Origin of the sequence: Sulfitobacter sp. HI0129, assembly GCF_001635395.1 — a bacterium.
GTDB lineage: Bacteria > Pseudomonadota > Alphaproteobacteria > Rhodobacterales > Rhodobacteraceae > Sulfitobacter.
In genome coordinates this window covers 1-6,286 of record NZ_LWGH01000286.1, presented here as the reverse complement: position 1 = coordinate 6,286, position 6,286 = coordinate 1, and the positions used below count along the sequence as shown (strand labels likewise).

Here is a 6,286-nt window from a genome sequence, read left to right as displayed (position 1 = left end):
GGGCTGGGGAAGGGCCCGAGACAGGGGAGCGGGCAATGAGACTAGTAAGATGGCTGTTCGGCGTGATCGCGCTGATCCTTGTGGTGGCGGTCGTGTCGCTGATGCTGCTGCCGAAGGAACGGATCGCGCGGATCGCGGCGGACCAGCTCAGCCGGGTGACGGGCCGGGATGTCGCGATCACGGGTGATGTTGCCATGACTTTCTGGCCCGTCCTCGGCGTCAGCGCGGGCGGGCTGGAGGTCGGCAATGCCGATTGGGCCGATAATGGCGCGATGCTCACGGCGGCCAATGCGGCGATCGGAATTGACGCTTCGGCGCTGCTGCGCGGTGAAATCCGCATCACCAATATCGCGGCACACAGTCCGACGATCCGGCTGGAACAGCGGGCCGACGGCCGCGCAAGCTGGCGGTTCACCAATGCCACCGGCGACGCCGGGATCAGTTCAACCGCGGCGCAGGGCCGCCCGCGCCGCCCGCTCAGTATCCAGAAGCTGACCGTTACCGATGCCACCTTGATCTACGTGGCCGAGGGCGCCGCCCCTCTGCGGTACGAGGATGTGGACCTTGCGCTGGACTGGCCCGACAGGCAGGGACCCGCGAAGATCGAAGCCGCCGCCCGGCCCATGGGGGAACCGGTACAGGTGGAGGCGAAGATCGACGCTTTCGACCGGTTTCTCGAAGGTGCCGTGACCCCGGCAACGCTCAGGCTCACCGCGCCCGGTGGGGGCATGACCCTGACAGGGCGCGCTTCGCTCGAAGGGGCGGTTGAAGGGGCGCTGTGGTTCAAATCGGCTGATACCAGTCGGCTGGCGGGTGCCTTGGGCGCGCCCGATGTGATCTTGCCGGAGGGGCTGGGGCGGAAGGCCGACGTCAAGGCACAACTGACGCTGACGCCGGACCGCCGGCTGTTCCTGCGCGATCTTGTGGCGGACTTGGGTGGCAACCGGCTGGAGGGCGCGGCGGACCTCATCCTCGATGGCACGCCACGGATCAACGCGGAACTGCGTACGGCAACGCTCGATCTTTCCGCGCTGATGGAGCGGCAAGGTGCCGGGGCCCGCACCCCAGCGGCCCCGGCTGCGACGGATGGATGGCCCGATACGCCGCTTGACGCCTCGGTGCTTTCTACCTTCGATGGCGAGGCGCGTCTGCGCGCCAATGCGGTAAACCTAGGGGATGTGCAGCTTGGCCCTGTCCACGCAGTCCTGCGCAACGACGCTTCCCGATTGGTGGCGGATATCCGGGAACTCGCTGTTTTCGACGGAATGGTTACCGGCGAATTCGTCGTGAACAACCGCAGCGGCCTGTCGGTGGGGGGCCAGTTGAACGCGCAGGAGATCCGGGCAAATCCGCTCCTTTCAAGCCTCGCCGGGATCAACCGCTTCAGCGGAACCGCCAATGCGGAGGTCTCCTTCCTTGGATCGGGGCAGAGCATCGACGCAATGATGAAATCCTTGCGGGGCAACGGCTCTTTCTCGGTCGGGCGCGGCACGATCGAAGGGATCGACCTCGATGCGCTTCTGGGGTCTTTCGACGTGCAGGGGGGCACCACGGTGTTCGATTCCCTCACCGGCAGCTTTGCCATGCAGGCGGGGGTTCTGCGAAACGACGACCTGACGCTGCTGCTGCCGAATTTCAACGCCACCGGGGCGGGGCAAGTCGGGCTGGGCGAACGGACCATCGACTATACGCTCACACCCAAAGCCCTGCACCTGAACGGGGACCGTGGCCTTGCCATCCCGGTGCATATCACCGGCCCATGGGCTGATCCTTCTATCAAGGCGGACGTTAAGGCGGCGATTAACCTCAACTTCGGTGAGGAAAAGGCGCGGGCGGAGCAGAAGGTGAAGCAGAAACTCGAAGAGGAACTGACCGAGGAACTGGGCCTCGCGCCGCAAGAGGGGCAGTCCGTCGAAGACGCGGTCAAGGACAAGCTGGAAGGCGAGTTGAAGCGCGGGCTTCTGAAGCTCTTTGAATGACGCGACATCGCGACCTGAAAGTGACGGTGGCAAGGCCCGCGCCGCTGCGCTAAAGGAGGCGGGTAGCGAGCAGGAGACGCGCCATGGCAAACGATCTTTTCAACAGCTTCATGACCGGCCCGGATGAAAATGGCCGTTTCGGCGATTTCGGCGGGCGCTTCGTGTCCGAAACGCTCATGCCGCTGATCCTCGAACTGGAAGAACAGTATGAGAAGGCCAAGACCGACGACAGCTTCTGGGCCGAGATGGACGATCTCTGGACCCATTACGTGGGCCGGCCCAGCCCGCTCTATTTCTGCGAACGGCTGACGGACCATCTTGGCGGCGCCAAGGTCTACATGAAGCGCGACGAGCTGAACCACACGGGCGCGCACAAGATCAACAACGTGCTAGGGCAGATCATCCTCGCCCGGCGGATGGGCAAGAAACGCATCATCGCCGAGACGGGAGCGGGCCAGCACGGCGTGGCCACGGCCACGGTCTGCGCCAAGTTCGGGTTGCAATGCGTGGTCTACATGGGCGCACATGACGTCGAGCGGCAGGCGCCCAACGTCTTCCGCATGCGCCTGCTGGGGGCCGAGGTCATTCCCGTGACCAGCGGCAGGGGCACCCTGAAGGACGCGATGAACGACGCGTTGCGCGACTGGGTCACCAATGTGCGCGATACTTTCTATTGTATCGGAACCGTCGCGGGCCCGCATCCCTATCCGGCCATGGTGCGCGATTTTCAGGCTATCATCGGCAAGGAAGTCCGCGAACAGATGACGAAGGCCGAAGGCCGTCTGCCCGATACGGTCGTCGCGGCCATCGGCGGCGGGTCCAACGCCATGGGTCTGTTCTTCCCGTTCCTTGACGACAAGGAAGTGAACATCATCGGCGTCGAAGCGGGCGGCAAGGGCGTGAACGACAAGATGGAGCATTGCGCCTCCCTGACCGGGGGGCGACCCGGCGTGCTGCACGGCAACCGCACCTACCTGCTGCAGGATGATGACGGGCAGATCCTCGAAGGGTTCTCGATCTCTGCCGGGTTGGACTATCCGGGGATCGGGCCGGAACACGCGTGGCTGCACGAAATCGGCCGGGCGAAATATGTTTCCATCACCGATGCCGAGGCCCTGGAGGCGTTCCAGCTCTGCTGTGCGCAGGAAGGGATCATCCCGGCGCTCGAACCTTCGCATGCCTTGGCGCATGTGATGAAGATCGCGCCGGACCTGCCCAAGGACCACATCATCTGCATGAACATGTGTGGGCGGGGCGACAAGGACATCTTCACCGTCGCAAAGGCCTTGGGGTTCGAGATGAACGTCTGAGCGCAGGCACAGAAATCTTCGAAGAGGGCGGTTCCGGCAGGTCGGCTCCGCCCTTTTTGCTGTCTAAACGAAAGACATAGGGCGATTTTTCGGAGCGTTTCCCGGTGCGGCGAGGAAAGACGTCATCCGAACTTTGTTAATTCTAGGATTGCATAATTCATCAATATAACAATGGTTTGGCAAGCGATATTGATAGGGTTTTCGATGCTAAACTCAGGTTTAGCGCCCTTGTTCATCGGTTTATAGGGTCCAGCCTAAACCTGTGATGCATGGCCTTCTGCCGGTTTCGTCCCTTTATCCACCTCATCCCGACGACGCAGCAAGTCATTCGGCTTTGGCGGCATCGGGTCTGAAACTAAAGGAGCAAGACATGAAACTGACAACAACACTTACCGCATCCGCCCTTGTCCTCGCCGTGGCCGGTACATCCGCCTTTGCACAAGGCCGCGAAGGTCATCAGGTTGGCTACCACGCAGACAGCGAAGTGACCTTTTCCTCGCGCAACGATCCCGATCGCAAGGTTGAGCAGCGCGTAGTCTACGGTGACGGCACCCTGCGTGCGGAAGATCAGTACACCGATACACGCACCGTCTATCAGTCCACCGCAAAGGACGAGCATGACGACCGCGTACCGCGCTGATCGAACCGACTGACAACTCGCGCTCGCCCCTCGGGGCGGGCGCCAAATAAGGGCTAATCTGGATGTGTTTCAGCCCGGCTGGCGTAAGTCGGCGTGGGTTCAATTTTTCAGCTATGTGAATCACGCAGGGGTGATATGCCTTGTACCCTCTGCCTTACCGACTAGATCGAGTGTTCCAGCAAGGAGCCGATCGGTCATGAGCAATTACAAACTTATCGCACTCTGGCTGGTGGCTGCGCTGCAGTTCAACGCGGCGCTTTATTTCGTTTCCGCCACCGTGATGGGCTTTCTGCACGTTCACAGCCCGTGGATGGATTGGGGCACGAGCGAAATTCGCAGCCTCATACAGGCCGCAGGCCTCGTTCTGGGCGTTGTACTCGGCTGGATCGCGCTTCGTGCTTCGCTTCGGCGGGCCCAGGCGGCGGAAGAGAAGCTGCGGCTGTGCTCTTCGGGGTTTGTCGACATCCTGCACGAACATTTCGATGCGTGGAAGCTGACGCCCGCGGAACGGGATGTGGCGCTTTTCCTGACAAAGGGTCTCAGCACGCGCGAAATCGCGGGGCTGCGGGGGACCTCTGAAGGGACCGTGAAGGCGCAGACCAACGCCATTTACCGCAAGGCGGACGTGGCGGGCCGCCCGCAATTGCTGGGGCTTTTCATCGAAGATCTGCTGGATGATGCGCTTTTGCCCGCCCACGGCATGAAAGAAGACACCGGGGCGGTGGCCGCCGCTGCAGCCGATCAGCGCGTGAGTTCGAGTATGTCGAAGTCGCTTTCNACCGCGGGGGCCGGAAACAACAGCCGCGCTCGGTTGGGGCTGACCCGTTCGACGACCGCGACATCGGCCTGAATGCGCCCGTCAGAGCGGAAATCCTCGGGCAGGTCGGGATAATCCGGAGGAGTTTCCCCGGCAGCGAATCCCACGCCTACATAGATCGCCCGCCCGTCCCGCATGATGATCCGCCCCTTGGTCCGTTGGGAGCCCGAGAGCTTTTCGAATTCGAAGCCGTCCGCCCGCAGGGTGATCTGGCAATCGAAGGGCGTGTAGGCGATCAGCCCCGCGGGCCCGCCCAGCTTGAGCGTGCGGCACTTCCAGTCGCCCGCGAGGCTGGGATCGAAGGCAACCGCAGGTGTCCCTGAAAGGGCGGTCGTAAGGGCCGCCACATCATCGGGTGCGCCTTCTGCCAATGCGCGCAGCAAAGCATCACCCGCCGCGGCATCATAGCCGTCCAGCCGGGCCTGATCGGCAGGCCGCAGCTCCGCTTGGGCAAGCAGGGAAGCGGGCGACAGCAACGCGAGCGTGACAGCGAGGGGCAGGGTAATCTTCATCAATTCGACGCCCCGCCATCCTGCGTGATCGCATGGGCGTTGAGCATGTCCAACGGCACGACATCGAGCGCCCGCCGATGGGTCGCGGCCAGATCGACCTTCGGCCCGCAGCCTTCGTCCGCTGCCTGAAGGAAACGCCCTGCACAGAGGCACCACCGATCCCCGGGCTGCAATCCCGCAAATCCGAACTCCGGTCGCGGCGTGCTGAGGTCGTTGCCGACATATTTGGAATAGGCGAGGAATTCGGCGGTCATCACCGCGCAGACGGTATGGCTGCCGGCGTCTTCCTCACAGGTGTTGCAATGGCCGTCGCGGAAGAAACCCGTCATCGGGTCGCGTCCGCAGAGCATCAGGGGGCCGTTCAGTACATTGACGGGATCGTCCGGTTCCATGGCATCCTCACAGGCTTTCAGCGATCTCGCGGAAGATCGCGATATTGCTTTCCGACACGCCCGGCTCACGGAAACCGCGATCCGCGGAATTCACCGCGATGACGACGTTGCGGGCGGTATCCACATATATGTACTGCCCATAGACGCCGCGCGCCATGTATTCCCCTTCTGCCGCGCCCTGCGGGATCCACCACTGATAGCCATAACCGATCCGGCCCGGGGCCGTGGGCGCGCTGGGGCGCGTCGATTCCTCGACCCAGTCCTGTGGTACGATCTGCCTGCCGTTCCAGCGCCCGCCCTGCTGATACATCTGGCCAAACCGGGCGTAGTCGCGCGTCGTCATATTCAGACCACCCAGAACGAAGGCGGTTCCCGTGCCGTCGGTCACGTAATAGGGTTCATATTCAAGCCCCATGGGCGCGATGATCTTTTCCGACAGCAAGTCCGGGATCGACCGGCCGGTGGCCCCCCGCGTGACCATACCGAGCACATGGGTGTCGATGGAGACATATTTCCATTCCGCCCCCGGTTCGGCGAACCGCGCTTTGAGGTCCGTGGTGAAATCATCGAGCGTACCGCCCAGGGCAACCACCCGACCCATGCGGTTGATGTCCGAATCGTAGTCGAGGTAATCCT

The 6,286-nt window shown here is 62.7% G+C and carries 7 protein-coding genes; 4 read left to right on the top strand and 3 right to left on the bottom strand.

The window, feature by feature from the left end; translation table 11 throughout:
* The first annotated feature begins 35 nt into the window (after positions 1 to 35).
* The 4 genes from A3764_RS06230 (at position 36) to A3764_RS06215 (ending at position 4,779) form a co-directional block, all read left to right on the top strand.
* Positions 36 to 1,979, top strand: a complete 1,944-nt coding sequence (locus tag A3764_RS06230) for an AsmA family protein (protein ID WP_067922920.1) — start codon at positions 36 to 38, stop codon at positions 1,977 to 1,979.
* An 83-nt stretch (positions 1,980 to 2,062) separates the two neighbouring features.
* Positions 2,063 to 3,289 (top strand): tryptophan synthase subunit beta, encoded by a 1,227-nt coding sequence (gene trpB, locus A3764_RS06225; RefSeq protein WP_067922917.1) that lies wholly within the window; start codon positions 2,063 to 2,065, stop codon positions 3,287 to 3,289.
* A 370-nt stretch (positions 3,290 to 3,659) separates the two neighbouring features.
* The gene (locus tag A3764_RS06220) at positions 3,660 to 3,929 is read left to right on the top strand and encodes a hypothetical protein (RefSeq protein WP_067922914.1); all 270 of its coding nucleotides are present in this window, start codon (positions 3,660 to 3,662) and stop codon (positions 3,927 to 3,929) included.
* Positions 3,930 to 4,125: 196 nt separating this feature from the next.
* Positions 4,126 to 4,779, top strand: a complete 654-nt coding sequence (locus A3764_RS06215; protein ID WP_067922911.1) for a helix-turn-helix transcriptional regulator — start codon at positions 4,126 to 4,128, stop codon at positions 4,777 to 4,779.
* On the opposite strand, the gene A3764_RS23945 is transcribed toward A3764_RS06215, so the two are convergent.
* From A3764_RS23945 to A3764_RS06205, 3 genes are all read right to left on the bottom strand, one after another.
* Positions 4,671 to 5,258, bottom strand: coding sequence for a DUF4893 domain-containing protein (locus A3764_RS23945; RefSeq protein ID WP_201722309.1), 588 nt, complete (start codon positions 5,256 to 5,258; stop codon positions 4,671 to 4,673). The two genes, A3764_RS06215 and A3764_RS23945, sit on opposite strands and share 109 nt — an antisense overlap.
* Entirely contained in the window at positions 5,258 to 5,650 is a 393-nt protein-coding gene (locus A3764_RS06210) for a DUF2237 family protein (RefSeq protein WP_067922908.1), read from the bottom strand. Before A3764_RS06210 ends, A3764_RS23945 begins: the two co-directional genes overlap by 1 nt.
* A gap of 7 nt (positions 5,651 to 5,657) precedes the next feature.
* Positions 5,658 to 6,286: serine hydrolase domain-containing protein (locus A3764_RS06205; RefSeq protein ID WP_150122090.1), on the bottom strand; the 629-nt coding region annotated here is incomplete at its 5' end.